The organism is Roseovarius salincola (genome assembly GCF_026891095.1).
Taxonomy (GTDB): domain Bacteria; phylum Pseudomonadota; class Alphaproteobacteria; order Rhodobacterales; family Rhodobacteraceae; genus Roseovarius; species Roseovarius salincola.
In genome coordinates this window covers 215,063-236,395 of sequence record NZ_JAPTNL010000001.1, presented here as the reverse complement: position 1 = coordinate 236,395, position 21,333 = coordinate 215,063, and the positions used below count along the sequence as shown (strand labels likewise).

Sequence of the window (21,333 nt, the reverse complement as noted above, 5' to 3'; positions counted from 1 at the left end):
TGAGCGCGAAGATCGTCAAGGCCGGGCATGATGCAGGCCAACCGATCAAGCCCTGCGCAGCCATCTTGCGCGATGTCGACAGTGACCATGAGAATGGAAAGGCGGCCAGCGCCCTCAACGGCACCGGCTGTCAAGCGGCTACACGAGACATGAAGCGTCCGGCAAGGAAATTCAGCCGGAAACGATGCTCCACCAGGACATCCCCCAAGGGCAAGACCGGCCCGGTCAAGGGCTGCTCCGCAGGTCGGATGCGCCCGCCACAGATGACCGCGCGCGAAAGGGCTGTCCCCGGCCGCGAACAGGCCGGCCAGGCCAGGCCAAAGCCCGTGCGTTTATCTTCGTCGCACCGAATTGCCACCAGCCAGTATTCCGTTGATGAGGGCTGCAACCGCGATGTGCATTTCGGAGTGTTCGGACTCGGGGGCGAACTCATGCGCTGCTGCGGCGTCCCGGAGGATACCCACGATCTCTTTTTCCGGCAGAATGTTGCGATCGTTCAGCGCCAGCAGCAGCGATTCACAGATGGACAGGGCAGCTGTTCCGGCGGTGTCTTGGGATACGGGCATGATCAACTTCGCCTTCGGGTCAGATGAGAGGGAAACACTCCTACTTTGCGGGGTGGTGGTGCCTCAGGATTGTAGCCATTACTTGTTATACTGCGCTGATCCAAAGCAGCCTGCGACAAAACTTTTCAGGCTAGCCGCTGGGTCCGGTCACGCCTTGCCAAAAGAAAGTGAAGCCCGAAATGTCGATCCTGCAAAGTCCATTGACGCTCAAGCTTTCAGCATTTGTTGGCTTGTCCGCCACCGACCTGGAAACGCTTGCACGCTATCATCGACGCAGGCGGACATTTCAGGCCGGACATGAGCTGATCCATGAGGGGCAAAGGAACCAGTCGGCCTTCATCCTGGCCGAAGGCTGGGCCTGTTCGTTCAAGATCCTTCCCGATGGTGAACGGCAAATCGTGGATGTCCAGATCCCCGGCGATTTCTTGGGACTGCGCAGCATCCTGTTCCACACCGCCGACCACAGCAGCGAGGCCGTGACGCGGATCGAGGCGTCCGAAGTTCTGGCGGCGGATATTTTCGAGAGCTTCGAAGAAGCCCCGAGGCTGGCAACCGCCGTGCTGTGGGCCGCGTCGCGCGACGAGGCGATGGTTGTGGAGCATCTGGTCAATATAGGTCGCCGCTCGGCCGAGATGCGCATGGCGCATTTCCTGCTGGAACTGGGCGCGCGGCTGAGCCTGGTGGGTATCGGGGACAAGTCCGGGTACGACTGCCCTTTGACGCAGTATCACCTCGCCGACGCGCTGGGACTGAGTGCGGTGCATGTGAACCGCGTCTTGCGTCATCTTCGCGAAGAAGGATTGGTGACCTTCCAGAAAGGGCGGGTCGCTTTCGACGACTTTTCAGGTCTGATGACGCTGGCCGACTTCGATATGGATTACCTGGATCAGGACGGACCATTGCTGCGTTAGCCAGCCGCCCGGGCAGCCTGCACGAGAAACGTCAAAGGCTTGCCCATGGGTCATGCGGGCGCACGCTTGGCCGCACCGGGTTCATGGTTGCATTCAGCATCATTCTTGGCGAGCGGCGGGCGCAGCGTCCCATGCCGTCTTGACGATTTTCATCTTTTCAGCGGTTTCGGATGTTGCGGGATCAGCATCCATCGGGGTGATCCTGTTCGGGTTCGTCAGAACCATCGAAACACCTGATCGGACCTGGATTGCCCCGGAAAACCGAACCGTCACCTGACCCTCTGATCGGAGCAGAACCGCGAATGGCGGGACGTGAGGCTCTCAAGACTGCTCCTGAATCCGTTCGGCTCAGTCACGGCTGTTGCAGGTTGGTGTCCGGGCAAATGTGTCTGACACCGGCCGCCCGCCTCCTGGAAAAGAGGCGGGCACGCAGTTCGTCCCGGCCTGTATCAAGCGGGCCTCGGCGATCCGCTGTCAGCTGTACGGTGTGATAACGATCTCGACCCGGCGGTTCCCGGCGCGCCCTGCGGCGGTGGCATTGGACGCGACTGGTTCATAATAGCCACGGCCGGCAACCACGACTCGGTCGGCGCTGGTTCCATTCGCGATCAGCTCACGCGCAACCGCCAACGCGCGTTCCTGACTAAGCTCGAGATTATAGGCGGCGGTCCCGACATTGTCCGTGTGGCCTACGACCCGCACGTTCGAATCCGGATGTCGTCGCAGGCTGTCCGATACCGTCCGCAAGGCCGGGCGGAACCCGGGGTCGACCACCGACGAGTCAGTCCGGAACGTCACCCCGTTAGGCAGGATGACCCGCAGGTCATCGCCGGTATTGGTGATCTCGGCGCCCGTTCCGGCAAGGGATTGACGCAATTCGCGTTCCTGCGCGGCCATATGCGCTCCGATCGCGCCCCCGGCGGCGGCGCCTATCGCACCACCGATCAGCGTCGCACGGGTGTCGTCCCCGATGATCTTTCCTGCTGCTGCGCCGGTCAGACCGCCGATCACGACGCCCGTTCCCGGCTTGTTCGCAGTCCCGTCATCATAGGTGCATCCTGCGACTGTGAAGGTCGCTGCGATGATCGCAATTGAGAACGTCTTTCCACGATTGGCCATGTATTCATTCCTTTTCAAAGGAGCATCCCGACCGGGATCTGCCAGACGGCCGCTCCAAACAGACTCGACAGTGGCATTGTTTCGACCCATCCACGCTGATCTGCGTTAGACAGATATGCGAGCCGCAGCGATTTCCCGTATCGGGTGCATCCGCATCCGCGTTCCGGCGTTCCCTTCAACGATCCCACTGATATCCGGGAGACTGCCTATGCCGGCCATGGTGCCGCCCTGGCAGGCAAATTGACATGCGGTCCTTTTCGATCAGCGCCTCGACCTCTTCCATCAGCCCTTCCGCGCCTCGGACGACGCGAATGCCCCCGCCGCCCGCACAGATCACGCAGGCACCCGCCTTGCGCAAAACGTGTTGGAATGGGTGTTGCGGCATAGCCGACGACAACGCCGGGGCTGATGCACAACAGATTATTGGCATCGTCCCAGAGGCACAGACGTCAGACAAGAAAGGCCGGTCTTGAAGGGCGCAGCCCGCACGGCATCCGAAAGGCAGCCGGGGAGCTTATGGCCCTGCAAGGAGCCACGCAGTATCACATCATGGCGGTGCATGATCACAGGCAGACCATGACCAGCGAGGGCTACATGCGCGGCGTGAACCGGCAACGCCTGGCTGGCGAAGCAATGCAGAGGATGTCGGAATTCGAGTGGTGATTTGCGCGGGGCACCCTGCATCAGTAAAATCAGCACCTCATGGCCGTTTTCAAGGTCCTCTGCGCCTCCCATAATTCATATATCTCAATATCTTATCAGAAATTTGCGACCATATCAGGCGCACGCGAAAGCAGCGGTTTGCAGGCAGTGCGCACAAGCGCTGAAAATCATACACCGCACGGAATGAACGACATGGCGCTTCTCCGAACACCAAAGCACCATACCTGCCCTCTCCCGGGCGCGTGCATGCGGCGCAAAATACAATAAACGGAAACAATCCCGGCGCACACGCCGGGATTGTTCCCGTCTGGAAGCGGGACAGCCCCCTAAACCCGTTCCCGAGGACCGGCACGCGGAGGGCGCGCGCCGGTCGGCTGCATTCGCTTATTTCACCAAGAGGCGCGCCTCGTGCTTCTTGAGCGAGCGGCGGGCCGACTGATAGGCGTTCAGGCCCTCAGCCTCGCGCAGTTCCGGGAACAATTCAAAGATCTCGTCCCGCTGCGGCTGGCCCATGCCATCCATCGTCTGCTCGCCGGGCTGGAAGCTCTCCGTCCAGGCGCCGTTCGACAGGACCACCTCGTGATTGTCGAACATGAAGTGGATATAGCTCACCCCGCTCGCCTCGACCGCATCGACGCCCTCGAGCCCGGTCAGATGCTTGGCCGCGGCCAGCACCTCGCGCTCTTCGAAATAAAGCGCGGTGCGGTCGTTGTTGATCAGCACGCGGTGGTTCGGGCTCACGACCATGTCGCGTTCCGGCAGACCATTGCCCAGCGATCCCGCACGCACCAGTACCGGCTTCAGGTGCGGCGCCTGCAGCAGCTCACGCCCCTTAAGATCGCGCCGTCCCAGCCAACGGATCTCCTGGATACCGTTGTCGCGGGTGATGATCCGGTCCCCGACCTTCAGATCCTCGACCAGCCGCTCGCCCTTGGGCGTCGCGATGACGGTGCCCAGCGTAAAGCAGGGAACGATGTTCTCGATCTCGGTGAACGTGAGCACACCCTCCACGTTGCCGCTGGCATCGAGGAAATTGACCTGACCGCTATAGCTGTTGCCGTCCGGGTCGTTCGGCGTGGTCAGGTCAAGCGGCGTGGTGCCGTCGCTCTGAACGATCTCGAACCGTCCCAGACCCCGCAGGTCAAGTTCGTCGAACTCGTTATCGGTCGTCGGATCGCCATCGCCATCCTCGGTGCCGCCATCGATTTCATCGCCGAAGGCATCCTCACGATTTTCGATGACGAAGACATCCGAACCCGCACCACCAGAAAGCGTATCCGCGCCCTGCCCGCCGATGATCGTGTCGTCACCAGACTCGCCGAAGATCAGGTCGTCATCGACACCGCCGTCAAGCGAGTCATCGCCGTCGCCGCCATAGATCGTGTCGTCGTCATCCTGGCCGAACACCGTGTCATTGCCTGCACCGGCAAAGATCAGATCGCGCCCGTTATCCTCGTCCGGGTCGGGGCCAAAGCTGCCCCCGTCCGGCGCATCGGGAATATCGGTGCCGTCGATCGGCACCACGGCCGGGTCCAGCCCGCCATAGATAAGATCGTCGCCGCCACCGGACGTGATCGTGTCATTGCCCTCGCCACCGACGATGGTGTCGTTGCCGTCACCGGTGGTGATGTCGTCGTCATCGATCCCGGCGTCGATCAGATTGTCGCCATCGCCCGCATCGATCGTGTCGTTGTCGTCGCCGGTGATGATCGTGTCATTGCCCGACCCCGCGGTGACGAAATCACGGTCATCATCAGGATCGCCATCCGCGGGGATGGCCGGAACCGGCCCGTAACCGGGGAAGCCATCGTCAGGCAGAGGCACGGGCGCTGTGGACGACGTGTCGATGAAATTGTCACCATCGCCCCCATCAACCGTGTCCGAACCGTCGCCGGAAATGACCGTGTCATTACCCGGCCCGGTGCTGATCACGTCATCGCCCTCACCACCCACAACCGAGTCGTCGCCCGCGCCGGTATCGACATCGATCGGCCCGGTCGCGTTGCTGCCGTCGATCGTGTCGTCGCCCGATCCGGTCAAGACCTTCTCGATCTCCTCAAACGTCACATCCGGGGTGTCGTCGGCGTCCAGACCGTCCACCGTGCCCGATTCCGGGTCGGTGCCGAAGACAACCTCCAGCGGTGCGCTCTGGTCGCCAAGGTCCAGAACGTCGCCCTCGTCGCCATTCTCGGGGCCGGCGGGGTTGCCGTCGGTGCCGTCCGAACCGCCATCGATGGTCACATCGATATCCGTCGCCGGATCGGTCGGATCAATGGTGAACACATCGTCACCCGCGCCGCCCGTCGCCGTGTCCTCGCCGCCAACCGCGATATCGTCATCGCCGTCGCCGCCATCCAACTCATCCGCGCCCTCGCCGCCGGCCAGCGTGTCGCTGCCATCGCCGCCCAGAAGCGTGTCGTCGCCGTCGCCGCCTTCGATCACATCGTCATCCGCGCCGCCGTCGATCAGGTCATCGCCCGCACCGCCATCAATCGTGTCGTCGCCGCCATTGCCCTCGATCACGTCATCGCCATCGGTGATCATGTCGCCGCCGCCATCGGTCGGCGGGTTGGAGTCATCATAGCCGACCCCCATATCCTCGCCGGTCTCCTCGCCGTCGACAACACCGTCGGCCATCGGGTCGAACAGCACCGCCTCGATCTCGGTATAGTTCACCGTCACCGGATCGCCATTGTCATCGAGATAGGTGATCGACCCGCTTTCCGAGGCCGGATCCCCGCCCGTGGGCGAGAAGTCGGTGATCTCGAGGCCGCGCAGGTCCAGGATATCGCCATTGGGCAGGCCCGAACCGGGATAGTTGTCGTTGGTGGTGTCCGCACCGCCCTCGTCGGCCTCGCCGCCGGTCACGGTGATCGGGCCGGAACCTTCGGTCAGGCTCGGATCCACGGTGAACACGTCGTCACCGTCGCCACCACTCGCAACATCGCCCACGCCCAGAACGAAGGTGTCGTCGTTATCGCCACCCTCCAGCACGTCCGCGCCCTCGCCGCCTTCCAGCGTGTCGCTGCCCGCGCCGCCTTCCAGCGTGTCATTGCCCGCGCCGCCGCTCAGGCTGTCATCGCCATCGCCGCCAACAAGTCTGTCATCGCCATCGCCGCCATCGACCACGTCGTCGCCCGCACCCGCATCCACGTCCAGAGGCCCGGTCGCGTTGCTGCCGTCGATCGTGTCGTCGCCAGATCCGGTCAAGACCTTCTCGATCTCCTCAAACGTCACATCCGGGGTGTCGTCGGCGTCCAGACCGTCAACCGTGCCGGATTCCGGGTCGGTGCCGAACACGACCTCCAGCGGTGCGCTCTGGTCGCCAAGGTCCAGAACGTCGCCCTCGTCGCCATTCTCGGGGCCGGCGGGGTTGCCGTCGGTGCCGTCCGAACCGCCATCGATGGTCACATCGATATCCGTCGCCGGATCGCTGGCGTCGATGGTGAACACATCGTCACCCGCGCCGCCCGTCGCCGTGTCCTCGCCGCCAACCGCGATGTCGTCATCGCCGTCGCCGCCATCCAGCGAATCCGCGCCCTCGCCGCCGGCCAGCGTGTCCGCGCCCTCGCCGCCCAGCAGCGTGTCGTCGCCGTCGCCGCCAAGGATCACGTCATCGCCCTCGTCGCCCGAAAGGCTGTCATTGCCTGCATCGCCGAAGAGGATGTCGTCATCGAGGCCACCGGAAAGAGTATCGTTCCCTTCGCCCCCGTCCAGCTGGTCGTTGCCGGCGCCGCCTAAGATTTGATCATCGCCGAAGTTGCCGCTCAGATCGTCATTGCCGTCGTCACCGCTTATGGTGTCATTGCCAAAACCGCCATCGACAAGATCATCACCGTCGCCGCCCGAAACCGAATCGTCGCCGCCGCCTGCGTCAATCGTGTCATCACCACCATTGCCGAAAATCGTGTCGTCGCCTTCAGTGATCAGGTCGCCCTGTGCATCCGAATAGCCCACGGGCATGGCTTCGCCCGCCTCGGCCCCGTCCACGACCCCGTCGCCCTGGGGATCGGTCAGGATGGTTTCGATCTGGCTGAAGGTCAGCGTCTCACCAGTGGAGACGACCGTCACCGTGCCCATGCGGGCGCCTTCATCGGTGGGATCTTCCATGTCGTCGATCTCCACCTGGCCAAGGCCACGCAGATCCAGCACGTCATTGTCGAGCGTTTCGTCGGGGCCGTTGCCGCCGATGACCACATCGCCGCCCGCTTCGCCGGGGTTGGAGATCACGAAGGTATCGTTACCACCCTCGCCGTACATCGTGTCGGCCCCGAGACCGCCGTCGATGGTGTCGTCACCCTCGCCCGTCACGAGTTCAGAGGGAACGCCCGCCGGGGTCAGCGCCAGCAGCTGCACATTGTCCAGCCCCACGCCGATGCTGTCCTCGACGCCGCGGCCCTGGAATTCCAGACGGTCGCTGCCGTCGCCCGATCCCGCCTCAACAGTCAACTGGATCGTCTCGAACTCGGCCTCGTCGATATTGCTCGGGTCGATGGTCGCGATCAACTCGCCGCCGAAGAACACGTCCACCACGTTCTCGTCCGGCCCATCGATCGAAGTCAGGTTGGGGCTGTCCGTCACGTCGAAGCGCAACGCGTAGCTTTCCCCATCGACCAGGTTCTGCACGTCCTGACCGATCCGGATGTTGCCGGGCGAACCCTCGAGGTCAAGCGCATTCAGACCGTCGCTGGCCGCCGGATCAAGCTCGGGATTGACGTTGTAGACCTCGATCCGCGCGTTCGGGTCGGCGGTCGTCCAGCCGGGGATCGACCCGGTCCCGACAAAGCCGAACGGATCGGTCGCAAGCCCCGTCACATCCTCGAATGATCCGTTGACCAGAAGGTTGACCGGGTTGCCGCCCTGCAGCGATCCGTCGCCGTCGCCATAGAGCACATCATCGCCCGCGCCGCCGTCGATGGAATCGTCGCCCGCCCCGCCAAAGATCGTGTCGTTGCCCTCACCGCCGTCGATGGTATCGTCGCCTCCGTCCGCGCTCAGCGCCGCGGCGAAACCCGCCGGCGTCGTCGGCACAAGCTGCACATTGTCCAGCCCCACGCCGATGCTGTCCTCGACGCCGCGGCCCTGGAATTCCAGACGGTCGCTGCCGTCGCCCGATCCCGCCTCAACAGTCAACTGGATCGTCTCGAACTCGGCCTCGTCGATATTGCTCGGGTCGATGGTCGCGATCAACTCGCCGCCGAAGAACACGTCCACCACGTTCTCCTCCGGCCCATCGATCGAAGTCAGGTTGGGGCTGTCCGTCACGTCGAAGCGCAACGCGTAGCTTTCCCCATCGACCAGGTTCTGCACGTCCTGACCGATCCGGATGTTGCCGGGCGAACCCTCGAGGTCAAGCGCATTCAGACCGTCGCTGGCCGCCGGATCAAGCTCGGGATTGACGTTGTAGACCTCGATCCGCGCGTTCGGGTCAGCGGTCGTCCAGCCGGGGATCGACCCGGTCCCGACAAAGCCGAACGGATCGGTCGCAAGCCCCGTCACATCCTCGAATGATCCGTTGACCAGAAGGTTGACCGGGTTGCCGCCCTGCAGCGATCCGTCGCCGTCGCCATAGAGCACATCATCGCCCGCGCCGCCCTCGATGGAATCGTTGCCACCCTCGCCGAAAATCGTGTCGTTGCCATCGCCACCCAGCAGCGTGTCATCTCCGGCAACGCCATTGTCGCCGTCGCCAGTGTCCGTCGCGCTGCCATCAAGATAGACATTCGCCAGATTGGCGTAGTTCACATCGGGGGTCGTGTCGGTGCGCCCGAGGAACGTATAGGTCTCGCTGGTGTCGATCGGCGCATCCGAAACAAAGCCGACGGGGTCGTTGCCGCCCAGTTCGACGGCATAGATGTTCACCAGATCACCCGTCGAGCTTTCCAGCGAATAGGCATATTCCGGAGTCAGGCGGTCACCGGCCTGGCCCGTAATGCCGTTCAGCGTCACCGATTGAGACAGATCCTGGCTGCCGTCGCCATCGTTGAAACGGCTGTCGCCGTCATTGATCCCCACCGCGGTGGGCGCCGCACCCGAATTGAAGCTCAGGGTCGAGCCGACAACGTCATGCTCACCCGAGACGTTGTCGGGGAACGGGTTGTCATTGCCAGGCGCGTTCACCACCGAGACATCGGACAGCTCCCAGACCAGCAGCGTCTGATCCGCACCCGCGACCGGGTCCACCGCGATCTCGCCCGTGTCGCCGCCCGATCCGCCCGCAAGGTCGCTATCGCCGTAGATAAGGTCATTGCCCGCGCCGCCATCGATGGAATCGTTGCCCGCGCCGCCGAAGATCGTGTCATCGCCCGCGCCCGCCAGCACGGTGTCATTGCCGCCAAGCGCGTCGACCACATCGTCGTCAGGCCCCGCGTCCGGCTGGATCGCGTCACCCGCGTCGATCATGTCGCCTTCGGGGTCGCCCATGTATGCCGCGTCGATCAGGTTCGCGGTCTCGTCGCCGGACACGACACCATCAAGGTTCTGGCCCGCACGATAGCCCGCGTCGATTTCGCCAAGCGTCTGGTCCTTGCCAAGGTGAATCTCATCCGTCCTGCCCGTCGCCTGGTCCCCGTCGCTGTCGGTGCCGAAATCGCCGACATCCTTTTCCACCAGCGTCTTGTCGCCAATCGCCGTGGGGAACTGGACTGTATAGGTGCCTGCGGGAAGGCCTGTGAACTGATACTCCCCGTTCGCATCCGTAGTCGTGGTGGCCTTCACATTGCCATGTGCGTCCAACAGCGTGATAAGCTGCCCTTCTATGCCCGGCTCGAACCCGCCAGCGTCGTTGATTTCCGTGTTGTCCGCGTTCGTGTCATCGTACATGCGGCCCCAGATCACAGAGCTCTTGGGATCGAACAAATAGGTCATAGTCATACTCCTTTACGCGGGCCGACATCACAGAGAGGCAAGCCGCTACACCTTCTTCATCCCGACCGTCAGGCGACGCTGCAGCATGACGACGACCGGCACGATGACCCTGAGTTCGCTAAGAGGAGGTGTTGGCAGTTTACACGCCAGCAGGACACAGCTTCTGCCGCATCCCATGCACTCGTCCGGCGCGGCCCGACGATCACACACCCCCACGTCTTGCGACATGGACCTTGTGCGGTCGCCCCCTTGACCAGCAAACATCGCCCCCCAGTTGGGCTTAACTTCTTGTAGCCAGAGCGATGCGTTCAAAAAAGTGAAATTTGTCGGAAACCCGACAACAAATTGTCCCCAAACCGACGAAACCACGGCTTTTGTCTGAAAACCGACAGATAAAGCCGTATCATCGTTTCTGTTTTGACGACAATCCCTGCACCTTCATACCTCAATAAAATCAGTGTTCTTGCCCGATAACCTGCAAGTTAACGGTTAACGGAAACCCGAATTTTGTTTCCAATTTACGAACACGGGGAAAATGGCAGAAATGTGGTCATTCCGGTGTCACCCCCTGAAACAGCGTTCCGGCATGGCACCAATTCGCCCCGATTCCGCCGACCAGCCACGAATCGGAAACAGTGGCGACCGAATCGCAACACGCTGTCGGGTTTTCGACACAATCGTCTTTGAGGGAACTTCTGGTGCCCAAGGTGGGATTCGAACCCACACGGTATTGCTACCGGGGGATTTTGAATCCCCTGCGTCTACCATTCCGCCACTTGGGCACGGTTCGGGGTTCTACCCAAGGCTTGACCCCTCGTCCAGTGCCGGCGCGCCGTTTTTTGCGTCGCCCCCTGCCCTGCGGCCTTGACCCCACCCCGCGCACATGGTCGAAGGCGGCACCCTTGAGACAAGCAAGCGCGGCCAACATGCTCAGACGCCTTTATGACTGGACGATCCGCATGTCCGACCACCCCCGCGCCCTCTGGGTGCTGGCGCTGGTTGCTTTCATCGAAAGCTCGGTCTTTCCGATCCCGCCCGACGTGCTGATGATCCCGATGATCCTGGCGCGCCCGTCGCGGGCCTGGCTGGTGGCGCTGGTGGCGCTGGTCGCCTCGGTGCTGGGCGGGCTTCTGGGCTACGCCATCGGGGCGCTGGCCTATGAACAGCTTGGTCAACCGATCCTGCAATCGCTGGGCAAGGCCGACGCCATGTCCGAATTCAACACCCGTTTCAACGATTTCGGCTTCTGGGCGGTGCTGACCGCCGGGGTCACGCCCTTCCCCTACAAGGTCATCACCATCATGTCGGGCTGGACGGGGATGCCGCTCGGCACCTTCATCGCCACCTCGATCCTGGCGCGTGGCATTCGCTTCTTCCTGGTGGCGGCGCTTCTGTGGAAATTCGGCACCCCGATACGCACCTTCATCGAACGCCGCCTCGGCCTGCTCACGATTCTGTTTGTTGCGCTGCTCTTTGGCGGCTTCTACCTCGTGCGCCACCTATGACTCTTGACCGGCACCTCCTCATCTTGATTGCCTCGGGCGGCTCGGCCCTGATGATGCTGGGCGCGCTCGGTTTTCAATATATCGGCGCAATGCCGCCCTGCGATCTGTGCTACTGGCAGCGTTACCCGCATATCGCCGCCATCGGAATCGGCGCGGCCGCACTTCTTCTGCCCCGCGCCGCGGTCTTCCCGCTGGCGATCCTTGGCGCGCTGGCCGCGCTGACCACCGCCGCCATCGGTTTCTATCACACCGGGGTCGAGCGCGCCTGGTGGGACGGCCCCGCCTCCTGCACCGCCTCCGGCGTCTCCGGGCTCAGTTCCGACCAGCTCTACGATCAGATCATGGCCGCCCCCCTCGTGCGCTGCGATGAAGTGCCCTGGGAGATGTTCGGCCTCTCGATGGCCAGCTGGAACAGCGTCGCCTCCCTCATCCTCGCCGCGCTCTGGATCATGGCCGTGCGGCGCGCCTGAACCGGCTCAGGATTGCACCGTTCAGACCCCGTTTTGCGTCTGCACAGGCGGTTTGTACCAAACTTTCCGGCGACAGGCCGGATTGCGTACGAAACCACCGTACAAAGCGGACGTTTCGTACCATCTCCTCCCGCTTAGTTGCTCGATTTCCGGGTGTTCAGAAGCAGGCTGGTTTCCGAGCTGGCGATCCCGTCGAATTTCCGGATCTGACCCAGGATCGCATCGAAGGCCTCCAGTGTCTCGGTGCCGATCTCGACGATCAGATCCCAGCGGCCATTGGTGGTATGCACCGCACGAACGGCGCTCAACCCATTGATCTGGCGTATTATTCTATCCGTTCCGCGGCCCTCGATCCCGATCATCATCAGCCCGCGCACCGGGTCGCGCGCCGCATCTCCCCTCAGAACGACCGTGAACCCGACGATCTCGCCCGACTGTTTCAATCGCTCGATCCGCGCCCGCACCGTCGTGCGCGACACCCCCAGCATCGCCGCCAGATCCGAAAGCGACGCCCGCGCATCATGACGCAAGGCGGAAATCAGGTTGCGGTCGGTCTCGTCCATTTCGCCAACTCACCTATCCGTTTTGGTCAATATACCCACTATTTGCGCAAATTGCCCGCTTCAACTCAACCCATTTCGGACGAATCTTAAAGCAACCTGAACAACCCGAGAGCAAAGCATGACCGTGAAAACCTGCATCCTGATCGGCGCGCCCGTCGATAGCGGCAAGGATCGCCAAGGCTGCCTGATGGGTCCCGACGCCTATCGCGTCGCCGGTTTGCCGGCCGCCCTGGCCGATCTTGGCCACACTACCCGCGACCTTGGCAACCTCACCCCCGATCCCGTCGCCACGCCGGGCGCGATGCCCGCCCATGTCCACGCCCCGGCGCTGACCATCGGCTGGACGCAAGCCATTGCAAAACAAGCGGAAATATCGGCTTCCGAGGGCTTGCCGATCTTCCTGGGGGGCGATCACGCACTCTCGCTCGGTTCGGTCTCCGGGGTCGCCAACCATGCCGCCGCGCAGGGGCGCCCGCAATTCGTGCTCTGGCTCGATGCCCATAGCGATTTTCACACCCCGCAAAGCAGCGCCTCGGGCAACCTGCATGGCACGCCTCTCGCCTATGTAACTGGAAACAAAGGATTTACCGATTTTCCTGACATTACCAACCCGATCCCCGAAGAGAATATCTGCATCCTCGGCCTGCGCTCCGTTGACGGCCCCGAGCGCGATATCCTCCAACGCACCCGTATCCGCCGCCACGACATGCGCGAGATCGACGAAAGCGGAATCGCCAAACCCCTTGCCGCCTTCCTCTCCCATGTCGCCAAGGCCAAGGGGATGCTGCATGTGTCGCTCGATGTCGATTTCCTTGACCCCGCCATCGCCCCCGCCGTCGGCACCACTGTCCCCGGCGGCGCCACCATCCGCGAGGCGCATCTGGTGATGGAGATGATCTGCGACAGCGGACTGATGACCTCGCTCGATCTCGTGGAACTCAACCCGTTCCTCGATGATCGCGGCCGGACCGCGCAGGTGATGGTCGATCTGACCGCCTCGGCGCTTGGTCGCCGCGTCTTTGATCGCCCCACACAGGCCTTTGGTTGAAAAGGATAAAATTCATGCCGCATATCCCCCCTTCCGACAAGGCGCTGGTGCCTTTCGTCTCGGTCGAGAACATGATGAAACTCGTGCATCACATCGGCATCGAACCGATGCTGCGCGGGCTGGCCGATTATATCGAACAGGATTTCCGCCGCTGGGACTTGTTCGACAAGACCCCCCGCGTCGCCAGCCATTCCGCCGAGGGCGTCATCGAACTCATGCCCACTTCCGATGGCGAGGTCTATGGTTTCAAATACGTGAACGGCCACCCCAGGAACACCAGCGCGGGCCTTCAGACCGTCACCGCATTCGGCCTTCTGGCCAATGTCGGCAATGGCTACCCGGTGCTGCTTTCCGAGATGACCGTGCTGACCGCCCTGCGCACGGCGGCGACCTCGGCGATGGTGGCAAAATACCTGGCCCCCAAGGGTGCCGACACGATGGCGATGATCGGCAACGGCGCACAATCCGAATTCCAGAGCCTCGCCATGAAGGCGATCTGCGGCCTGAAATCCGTGCGCCTTTGGGATGTCGACCCGGCCGCAACCCGCAAGGCGGCCCATAATCTCAAGGGCTTGGGGCTCGATGTTCATCTGTGCAGCAGTGCCGAGGACGCGATGGAAGGCGCCCACATCATCACCACCTGCACCGCCGACAAGCAATTTGCCACGATCCTCACCGACAACATGATCGGCACGGGTGTGCATATCAACGCCATCGGCGGCGACTGCCCCGGCAAGACCGAACTGGCCCCCGGCGTGCTGCACCGCGCCGATATCTTCGTCGAATATCCCGAACAGACCCGGATCGAAGGCGAAATTCAGCAGCTGGCCCCCGATCACCCCGTCACCCAGATGTGGGAGGTGATTAACGGCAGCAAACCGGGGCGCAGCAGCGCGGGGCAGATCACCCTGTTCGACAGTGTCGGCTTCGCGATCGAGGATTTCAGCGCCCTGCGTTATGTGCGCGATCATATCGGCGGCACCGATCTCTACCTTGAACTCGACCTGCTGGCCGACCCCGACGATCCGCGCGACCTTTTCGGAATGCTCTGCCGCGCCGCGCCCTGACACTGGCCATCACCCAAGAAAAAAGGGGCGCCCTTGGACGCCCCTGAGGTTCACGAGATCGGGCTCACTATTTGTACCGCCCGGTTTCTGCCTGCGGCCCGATCCGCGCAGGGCGAGCGCACCCGCCCCGGAAAAGGATGGACGAAGCAAATGGTCCGCCCCATCCTGTGGCTTCGGGACCGCGGGCCGCCTGTACAGGCCCGCTGGTCCCTACGCGCCCCCCGTCAGGGGCGCGATCTTTCAGCTACACCCGCTTGTCGCGCCGCAGGTGTTGCATTTCATGCAGGTGCCGTTGCGCACCAGCGTGTAGTTGCCGCATTCGCCGCAGGCCTCGCCTTCATAGCCCTGCATGCGCGCCTTGGTGGCGGCATTCATCGTCATGCTGCCCGAGGCCACGGCCGTGGTCGTGGTCGAACTGGCGGTATAGGAGGCCGTCGTGCTTGCGGTTTCAGGCACCAGCGTCTGCAGGGTCTGCACCGGATCGCCCCCTGCCGCCGCCATCCGCGACTGACCGCCATTCAGCACCACAAGTTCCTGGGGCAGGCGCTTGCGCAGATAGCCGGTCGAGCTGATCTGCTTGAGCACCTCCAGCGATCGCGATGCCGCGGCGTCGCTCATCTCGCTGACATTCGACACGCCCTCTTCCTCGCCGCGGCCCAGATCGTCGAAGGACGCGCCTGACGGCTTCACATGCGCCAGATCGGTGCGATCCAGGTAGCTGACCGCCAGTTCGCGAAAGATATAGTCCAGGATCGAGGTCGCGTTCTTGATGCTGTCATTGCCCTGCACCATGCCCGCGGGTTCGAACTTGGTGAAGGTGAAGGCATCGACGAATTCCTCCAGCGGCACGCCATATTGCAGGCCCACCGACACGGCGATGGCGAAATTGTTCATCATCGCCCGGAAACCGGCACCTTCCTTGTGCATGTCGATAAAGATCTCGCCAAGATTGCCATCCTCGTATTCGCCGGTGCGAAGATAGACCTTGTGCCCCCCCACGATCGCCTTCTGGGTATAACCCTTGCGACGTTCGGGCATCTTCTCGCGGTGCGATTTTACGATTTCCTTGACGATCACCTTCTCGATGACCTTCTCGGCCAGAACGGCGGCCTTTTCCTGCACCGAGCCGCTTTCCAGGATTTCGGCGGCCTCGTCGTCATCCTCGACCAGCGACGATGCCAGCGGCTGGCTCAGCTTGGAGCCGTCACGATAAAGCGCGTTCGCCTTCACCCCCAGCGACCAGCTCAGCTCATAAGCTTTCTGGCAATCCTCGATGGTGGCGTCGTTGGGCATGTTGATCGTCTTAGAGATCGCCCCCGAGATGAAGCTCTGCGCCGCCGCCATCATGTAGATATGGCTATCCACGCTCAGATACCGCTTGCCCTTCTTGCCGCAGGCATTGGCGCAATCGAAGATGTGGTAGTGATCCTCGCTCAGATGGGGCGCGCCTTCCAGCGTCATGGTCCCGCAGACATGGTCGTTGGCGGCTTCGATATCGGCCTTGGAATAACCAAGATGCGCCAGCATGTCGAAGGTCGGATCGTTCAGCTTCTGCGCCGGGATTCCCAGAACATTGGTGCAGAACTCCTCGCCCAGGGTCCACTGGTTGAAGACGAAGCGGATATCGAAGGCCGAGCCAAGCGCGCCGTCGATCTTTTCCAGCTCGTTGGGGCCGAAACCGTGGCCGACCAGCGAGGTGTGGTTGATCCCCGGCGCGTTCCCGATGGTGCCGTGACCGACCGCGTAGCTGACGATCTCCTCGATCTGCGCCGAGCCATAGCCCAGTTTTTCAAGCGCGGCGGGCACCGACTGGTTGATGATCTTGAAGTAACCGCCACCGGCCAGCTTCTTGAACTTGACCAGCGCGAAATCGGGCTCGATCCCGGTGGTGTCGCAATCCATCACCAGGCCGATCGTGCCGGTCGGCGCGATCACGGTGGACTGGGCGTTGCGATAGCCGTGCTTTTCGCCCAGCTTCAGCGCCTCGTCCCAGCTTGCCATCGCCAGATCGACAAGCCGCCCGTCAGGGCAGTTGGCCAGGTCCAGCGGCACCGGCTTCACGTCCAGCCCCTCGTATCCCTCGGTCGCGCCATATGCGGCGTTGCGATGGTTGCGGATGACGCGCAGCATATGCGCGCGGTTGCGCTCGAAACCTGCGAATGGCCCCAGCTCTCCGGCCATTTCGGCGCTGGTCGCATAGGCCACGCCGGTCATGATCGCCGTCAGCGCACCGCAAAGCGCGCGCCCCTCGGCGCTGTCATAACCAAGGCCCATGTTCATCAGCAGTCCGCCGATATTGGCATAGCCCAGGCCAAGCGTGCGGAAATCAAAGCTGCGCTGCGCGATTTCCTTCGAGGGGAACTGCGCCATCATCACCGAGATTTCCAGCGTCACGGTCCAGAGCCGCGTGGCATGCATGTAGCTGTCGGCGTCGAACTGCCCGTCATGGAAGAACTGCAACAGGTTCATCGAGGCCAGGTTGCAGGCCGTATCGTCAAGGAACATGTATTCCGAACACGGGTTCGAACCCCGGATCTCGCCATCTTCCGGGCAGGTATGCCAGGCGTTGACGGTGTCATGATACTGGATGCCCGGATCGGCGCAGGCCCAGGCTGCGTGGCCCACATCCTCCCAAAGGTCGCGCGCCTTGATGGTCTTGGCGACGCTGCCATCGGTACGGTTCAGCAAGGCCCAGTCGTCATCGTTCTCGACCGCCTTGAGGAACGCATCCGTCACCCGGATCGAGTTGTTCGAGTTCTGCCCCGACACGCTGGCATAGGCTTCGGAATCCCAGTCCGTGTCATAGGTCGGGAATTCGATGCTGCCATAACCCTGACGCGCGTAATCCAGCACGCGCTTGATATAGGTCTCGGGGATCTTCATCTGCTTGGCGCCGCGGATCGCCGCCTTCAGCGACCCGTTCTTCTTGGGATCGACGGAATCCTCGCTGCTGCCATCCCATTCGCGGATTGCCGCGAAGATCTCGTTGAGGCGCTGCTCGTGGATCTTGGAACCCGCGACGATCGAGGCGACCTTCTGCTCTTCCTTGACCTTCCAGTTGATGAACTCCTGGATATCGGGGTGGTCGGCGTCGCAGATCACCATCTTGGCTGCGCGCCGCGTGGTGCCGCCCGACTTGATCGCGCCTGCCGCGCGGTCGCCGATCTTGAGGAAACCCATCAGCCCCGACGACTTGCCGCCGCCCGACAAGGCCTCGCCCTCGGCGCGCAGGCTGGAAAAGTTGGTGCCGGTGCCCGAGCCGTATTTGAACAGGCGGGCCTCGCGCACCCACAGGTCCATGATGCCACCGTCACCCACGAGATCGTCACCGACCGACTGGATGAAACATGCATGGGGTTGCGGGTGCTCATAGGCGCTGCTGGACCGGGTCAGTTCGCCGGTCTGGTAGTCCACGTAGTAATGGCCCTGGCTGGGACCGTCGATGCCATAGGCCCAGTGCAGGCCGGTGTTGAACCATTGCGGCGAATTGGGCGCTGCCATCTGGCGCGCCAGCATGTAGCGCATCTCGTCGTAATAGGCGCCGGCATCCTCTTCGGTCGTGAAATAGCCGCCCTTCCAGCCCCAATAGGCCCAGGCCCCGGCCAGACGGTCGAAAACCTGCTTGGCGCTGGTCTCACCGCCGAAACCGTCATTGTCCTTCGCGGGCGCCGAGCGCCACAGGAATTCCGGCACGTCCTTTTCCTTGACGCGGGTGCTCTTGTTGGGCACGCCCGCCTTACGGAAATATTTCTGTGCGATCACGTCGCTGGCGACCTGGCTCCAGCCTGCGGGCACTTCGACCTCGTCCAGCCTGAACACGGTGGTCCCATCGGGATTGCGGATCTCGGAGCTCGTGGTCACGAATTCCAGCTCCGAATATGCGTCCTGTCCTGCCTTGGTGAATCTTCTTTCGATCTTCATTGTCTTGCTGCCTCATGTTCAGCGTTTCACTTCGAGCCTACCGCCCCCGTGGCTTCGTCAAGCCTCGCCCATTCGCGGGAACCCACTCCTGTCCCGCGCCAAACAAAAACGGCGCGAGAGAGCCATCCCGGCACGTCCGGGTTGTGTTTCGGAGTTCTGTCCCATTCCGGCGTCCGCACACTATATGTTGTGGCTTGCTCACCGGCTTCCACAATCTGACGTATCTTGCCATAGAGGGTCAACGTAATTTTTGCCGATTTTTCGGAAAAATAATGTTGACCTTCCACGGAGGCTGCCCCCGCGTCAGCCCCCTGTGATTCATTTCGTCGGAGGTCGCCGCGACGCCCGTGCCATCGCCGAGCTGACAGCACCCCGCGAAAGCATCCGTATTCAAGGTGCTTAGGGTGGTTTCCTCATCCCCGCCGCCAGCGCCGCTGGCCGGATCAAGGCAGCGGTCCGGCCACTGAACGCCGCCGACTCGGGCACAGGCCACGCTCCGCGCAACGATGCACAGCCGCCGCAGCCTCGCGCGCGCCCTGCACAAAAATGTAACGTTTGGATGACATCGACGGCGGCGCACGGCGCTGAAGGTGAGTCTTTCACCGGGTCTGTCGGCACCGCACGCGCCGCTTTGCGCGCAAAAACCGTCTCAGGCGCCGGATTCGCGCGCAGCACACCGCCGAACAGAAGATTGGTCGGGGCGGCGAGATTCGAACTCACGACCCCCTGTACCCAAAACAGGTGCGCTACCAGACTGCGCTACGCCCCGGACCGGCCCTGTGTCTACTCCGGCGATATGAAATTGAAAACCCCTAACAGGGCCATGCCGCGCGATCCTGTGCGACCGATGGATGGCGCATCTCGCTACCTTCGAGAATGCCCATCTGGCGCGCGAGGCCACCATTAATCTCGAGCACATATTGAATTGCGTCGCCGCCCATCTTGGGGCGCAGGTCATGCGGTTGCGCATTATGGTGAATGCGCCGGACCGTGCCGGACTCGTCCATGAAGATCATGTCGAGCGGAATCAGCGTATCCTTCATCCAGAACCCGACCCGCTTGGGCGCCGGGTACACGAACAGCATCCCGGCGCTGCGCGCCAGCCTGTCACGATTCATCAGGCCCTTGGCGCGCGACGGCGCATCATCGGCCAGTTCGACGGTGAATCGCGCCTGCCCCCAATCGCCCCTCAGCGTCACCTGGTCCGCCTTGCAGACGCCACCGGCCGAAACCGGGGCTGCAAGGAAAACCAACAAGACGCAGGCGATCAGGGTTCGGATTGCTGCTTGACTGCCATTTCCCATCCACACACCTCCGTGGCCATGCGGCCACGCTTACCTTCTATGACACGCATGGCCAGCGCCTCTCCGGGTTGCAGATCAGCAAGTCCCGAGCGGCGCAATACCTCGACATGGACGAAGACATCCTCGTCCCGGCCAAAGGTATTGGCAAAGCCAAATCCTTTTCCCTTGTCGAACCATTTGACGCGCGCCGGCTCCAGCGGAGCGGCGCGGATCACCTCCGGATCGATCTCGTCGAGATCGGAAAGGCCAGTGCCTTCACTGTCATCCGGTGGTTCGATGGCATGCACTTCGACAGCCTGGATACCGCGATCGGTATCCTGAACGTCGATCTCTACGCCAGCACGGTCAGCGACCGAACTTTGCCCGAACTTGCGCAATACGTTGGCGTGTAACAAGATATCAGGACCGCCCTCATCGGCGATGACAAAACCGAAACCCTTTACGGGATCAAACCACTTAACACGTCCTTTTATCCTACGCGTTGTTTCATTCTCTTTGGTCACTTCATTCCTACCCAAAACAGTCTTTATCCCCCAAGACTACTCGAAGTTTTGCGATACATCTGCACGCAGTTGCAAGCAGAAAATCCATTTGTATTCAGGGCCTTGCATTTTGCGAAACGTGAACGTCAAGGGTTCAGACGTTGAATTTCCCATTGGTTTTCAGGACCTTCACGGCGCCAGACGAACCTGTCATGCAGGCGAAATGCCCCATCAGCCCAGAACTCCATTTCCACCGGTTCGACGCGAAAGCCACCCCAGAAATCGGGCCTCGGCGGATTCGTGCCCTTCTGCGCGGTGATCTTCGCGACCCGCGCCATCAGCGCCCCGCGCGATTCCAGCGGCTCGGACTGGTGCGAGGCCCAGGCCCCTAAACGGCTTTTCAGTGAACGCGAGGCGAAATACTCATCGGCGGCCGGACCGTCCTCGCGGGTGACGTGGCCGCGAATGCGCAGCTGTCGGCGCAGCGACTTCCAGTGCAGCACCATCGCGGCCCGCCCCGACTGTTCAAGTTCACGCCCCTTCGCGCTCTGGTAATTGGTGTAGAACCAGAACGCATCGGCGCTGATCTCTTTCAGCAGAACCATGCGCACATTGGGCAGACCGTCGGCATCCACCGTGGCCAGCGCCATCGCGTTGGGGTCGTTGACCTCGGTCTTCGTGGCCTCGTCGAGCCACTGTCTCGCGATCGCGAACGGGTCATCACCCGCGAATATTCCTGTTCTGTCCATCAGCTCTACCGCCTGTTTCTGTTCGGCGCGTGGCGCCTAGCCCCATATGGGCGCAGACACAACCACCGGCAACGCGGAACCTCGCGTCATTCGCTTGT

At 62.3% G+C, this 21,333-nt stretch carries 15 protein-coding genes and 2 tRNA genes; 6 read left to right on the top strand and 11 right to left on the bottom strand.

All coding sequences use genetic code 11. From position 1 onward, the window contains the following. Window positions 1-332: 332 nt before the first annotated feature. Window positions 333-566 carry a hypothetical protein gene (locus tag N5A93_RS01120; RefSeq protein WP_268953212.1) on the bottom strand — a complete coding sequence of 78 codons (234 nt, stop codon included), beginning with the start codon at window positions 564-566 and terminating at the stop codon, window positions 333-335. A 179-nt stretch (window positions 567-745) separates the two neighbouring features. On the opposite strand from N5A93_RS01120, the gene N5A93_RS01115 reads away from it, so the two are divergent. Further along, window positions 746-1,477 (top strand): Crp/Fnr family transcriptional regulator, encoded by a 732-nt coding sequence (locus N5A93_RS01115; RefSeq protein ID WP_268953211.1) that lies wholly within the window; start codon window positions 746-748, stop codon window positions 1,475-1,477. A 99-nt stretch (window positions 1,478-1,576) separates the two neighbouring features. Here the strand turns inward: N5A93_RS01115 and N5A93_RS01110 are convergent, their stop codons facing one another. Beyond that, window positions 1,577-1,702: a hypothetical protein gene (locus N5A93_RS01110; protein ID WP_268953210.1), complete on the bottom strand. Its 126-nt coding sequence runs from the start codon at window positions 1,700-1,702 to the stop codon at window positions 1,577-1,579. Between the two features lie 249 nt (window positions 1,703-1,951). Next, window positions 1,952-2,596, bottom strand: a complete 645-nt coding sequence (locus N5A93_RS01105; RefSeq protein WP_268953209.1) for a YiaD family glycine zipper/OmpA-like lipoprotein — start codon at window positions 2,594-2,596, stop codon at window positions 1,952-1,954. Window positions 2,597-3,112: 516 nt separating this feature from the next. On the opposite strand from N5A93_RS01105, the gene N5A93_RS01100 reads away from it, so the two are divergent. Then, complete coding sequence (locus N5A93_RS01100) at window positions 3,113-3,259, top strand: hypothetical protein (protein WP_268953208.1); 147 nt, start codon at window positions 3,113-3,115, stop codon at window positions 3,257-3,259. Between the two features lie 384 nt (window positions 3,260-3,643). Here N5A93_RS01100 and N5A93_RS01095 read toward each other — a convergent pair whose 3' ends face one another. Both N5A93_RS01095 and N5A93_RS01090 read right to left on the bottom strand, forming a co-directional pair. Further along, on the bottom strand, window positions 3,644-10,126 hold the full coding sequence (locus N5A93_RS01095) for a Hint domain-containing protein (RefSeq protein WP_268953207.1): 6,483 nt from the start codon (window positions 10,124-10,126) through the stop codon (window positions 3,644-3,646). 696 nt (window positions 10,127-10,822) lie between these two features. Continuing rightward, window positions 10,823-10,908: transfer RNA gene (locus N5A93_RS01090), tRNA-Leu, on the bottom strand. Between the two features lie 120 nt (window positions 10,909-11,028). Between N5A93_RS01090 and N5A93_RS01085 the strand changes: the two genes are divergently transcribed. Both N5A93_RS01085 and N5A93_RS01080 read left to right on the top strand, forming a co-directional pair. Then, on the top strand, window positions 11,029-11,631 hold the full coding sequence (locus N5A93_RS01085) for a YqaA family protein (protein ID WP_268953206.1): 603 nt from the start codon (window positions 11,029-11,031) through the stop codon (window positions 11,629-11,631). Further along, window positions 11,628-12,101, top strand: a complete 474-nt coding sequence (locus tag N5A93_RS01080) for a disulfide bond formation protein B (protein WP_268953205.1) — start codon at window positions 11,628-11,630, stop codon at window positions 12,099-12,101. Before N5A93_RS01085 ends, N5A93_RS01080 begins: the two co-directional genes overlap by 4 nt. 134 nt (window positions 12,102-12,235) lie before the next feature. On the opposite strand, the gene N5A93_RS01075 is transcribed toward N5A93_RS01080, so the two are convergent. Further along, window positions 12,236-12,664: an Lrp/AsnC family transcriptional regulator gene (locus tag N5A93_RS01075; protein ID WP_268953204.1), complete on the bottom strand. Its 429-nt coding sequence runs from the start codon at window positions 12,662-12,664 to the stop codon at window positions 12,236-12,238. A gap of 118 nt (window positions 12,665-12,782) precedes the next feature. On the opposite strand from N5A93_RS01075, the gene rocF reads away from it, so the two are divergent. Together rocF and ocd are read left to right on the top strand one after the other, a co-directional pair. Next, complete coding sequence (gene rocF, locus N5A93_RS01070) at window positions 12,783-13,712, top strand: arginase (RefSeq protein ID WP_268953203.1); 930 nt, start codon at window positions 12,783-12,785, stop codon at window positions 13,710-13,712. 14 nt (window positions 13,713-13,726) lie between these two features. After that, window positions 13,727-14,779, top strand: a complete 1,053-nt coding sequence (gene ocd / locus N5A93_RS01065) for an ornithine cyclodeaminase (protein WP_268953202.1) — start codon at window positions 13,727-13,729, stop codon at window positions 14,777-14,779. 240 nt (window positions 14,780-15,019) lie between these two features. Here ocd and N5A93_RS01060 read toward each other — a convergent pair whose 3' ends face one another. The 5 genes from N5A93_RS01060 to pdxH form a co-directional block, all read right to left on the bottom strand. Continuing rightward, window positions 15,020-18,700 (bottom strand): vitamin B12-dependent ribonucleotide reductase, encoded by a 3,681-nt coding sequence (locus N5A93_RS01060; protein ID WP_268953201.1) that lies wholly within the window; start codon window positions 18,698-18,700, stop codon window positions 15,020-15,022. Between the two features lie 692 nt (window positions 18,701-19,392). Next, a tRNA-Pro gene (locus N5A93_RS01055) sits at window positions 19,393-19,469 on the bottom strand. Between the two features lie 43 nt (window positions 19,470-19,512). After that, window positions 19,513-19,899 carry a DUF192 domain-containing protein gene (locus N5A93_RS01050; protein WP_328404131.1) on the bottom strand — a complete coding sequence of 129 codons (387 nt, stop codon included), beginning with the start codon at window positions 19,897-19,899 and terminating at the stop codon, window positions 19,513-19,515. Window positions 19,900-19,967: 68 nt separating this feature from the next. Next, window positions 19,968-20,507: a cold-shock protein gene (locus N5A93_RS01045; protein ID WP_268953200.1), complete on the bottom strand. Its 540-nt coding sequence runs from the start codon at window positions 20,505-20,507 to the stop codon at window positions 19,968-19,970. Window positions 20,508-20,632: 125 nt separating this feature from the next. Further along, on the bottom strand, window positions 20,633-21,238 hold the full coding sequence (gene pdxH / locus N5A93_RS01040; protein WP_268953492.1) for a pyridoxamine 5'-phosphate oxidase: 606 nt from the start codon (window positions 21,236-21,238) through the stop codon (window positions 20,633-20,635). Window positions 21,239-21,333 lie beyond the last annotated feature (95 nt).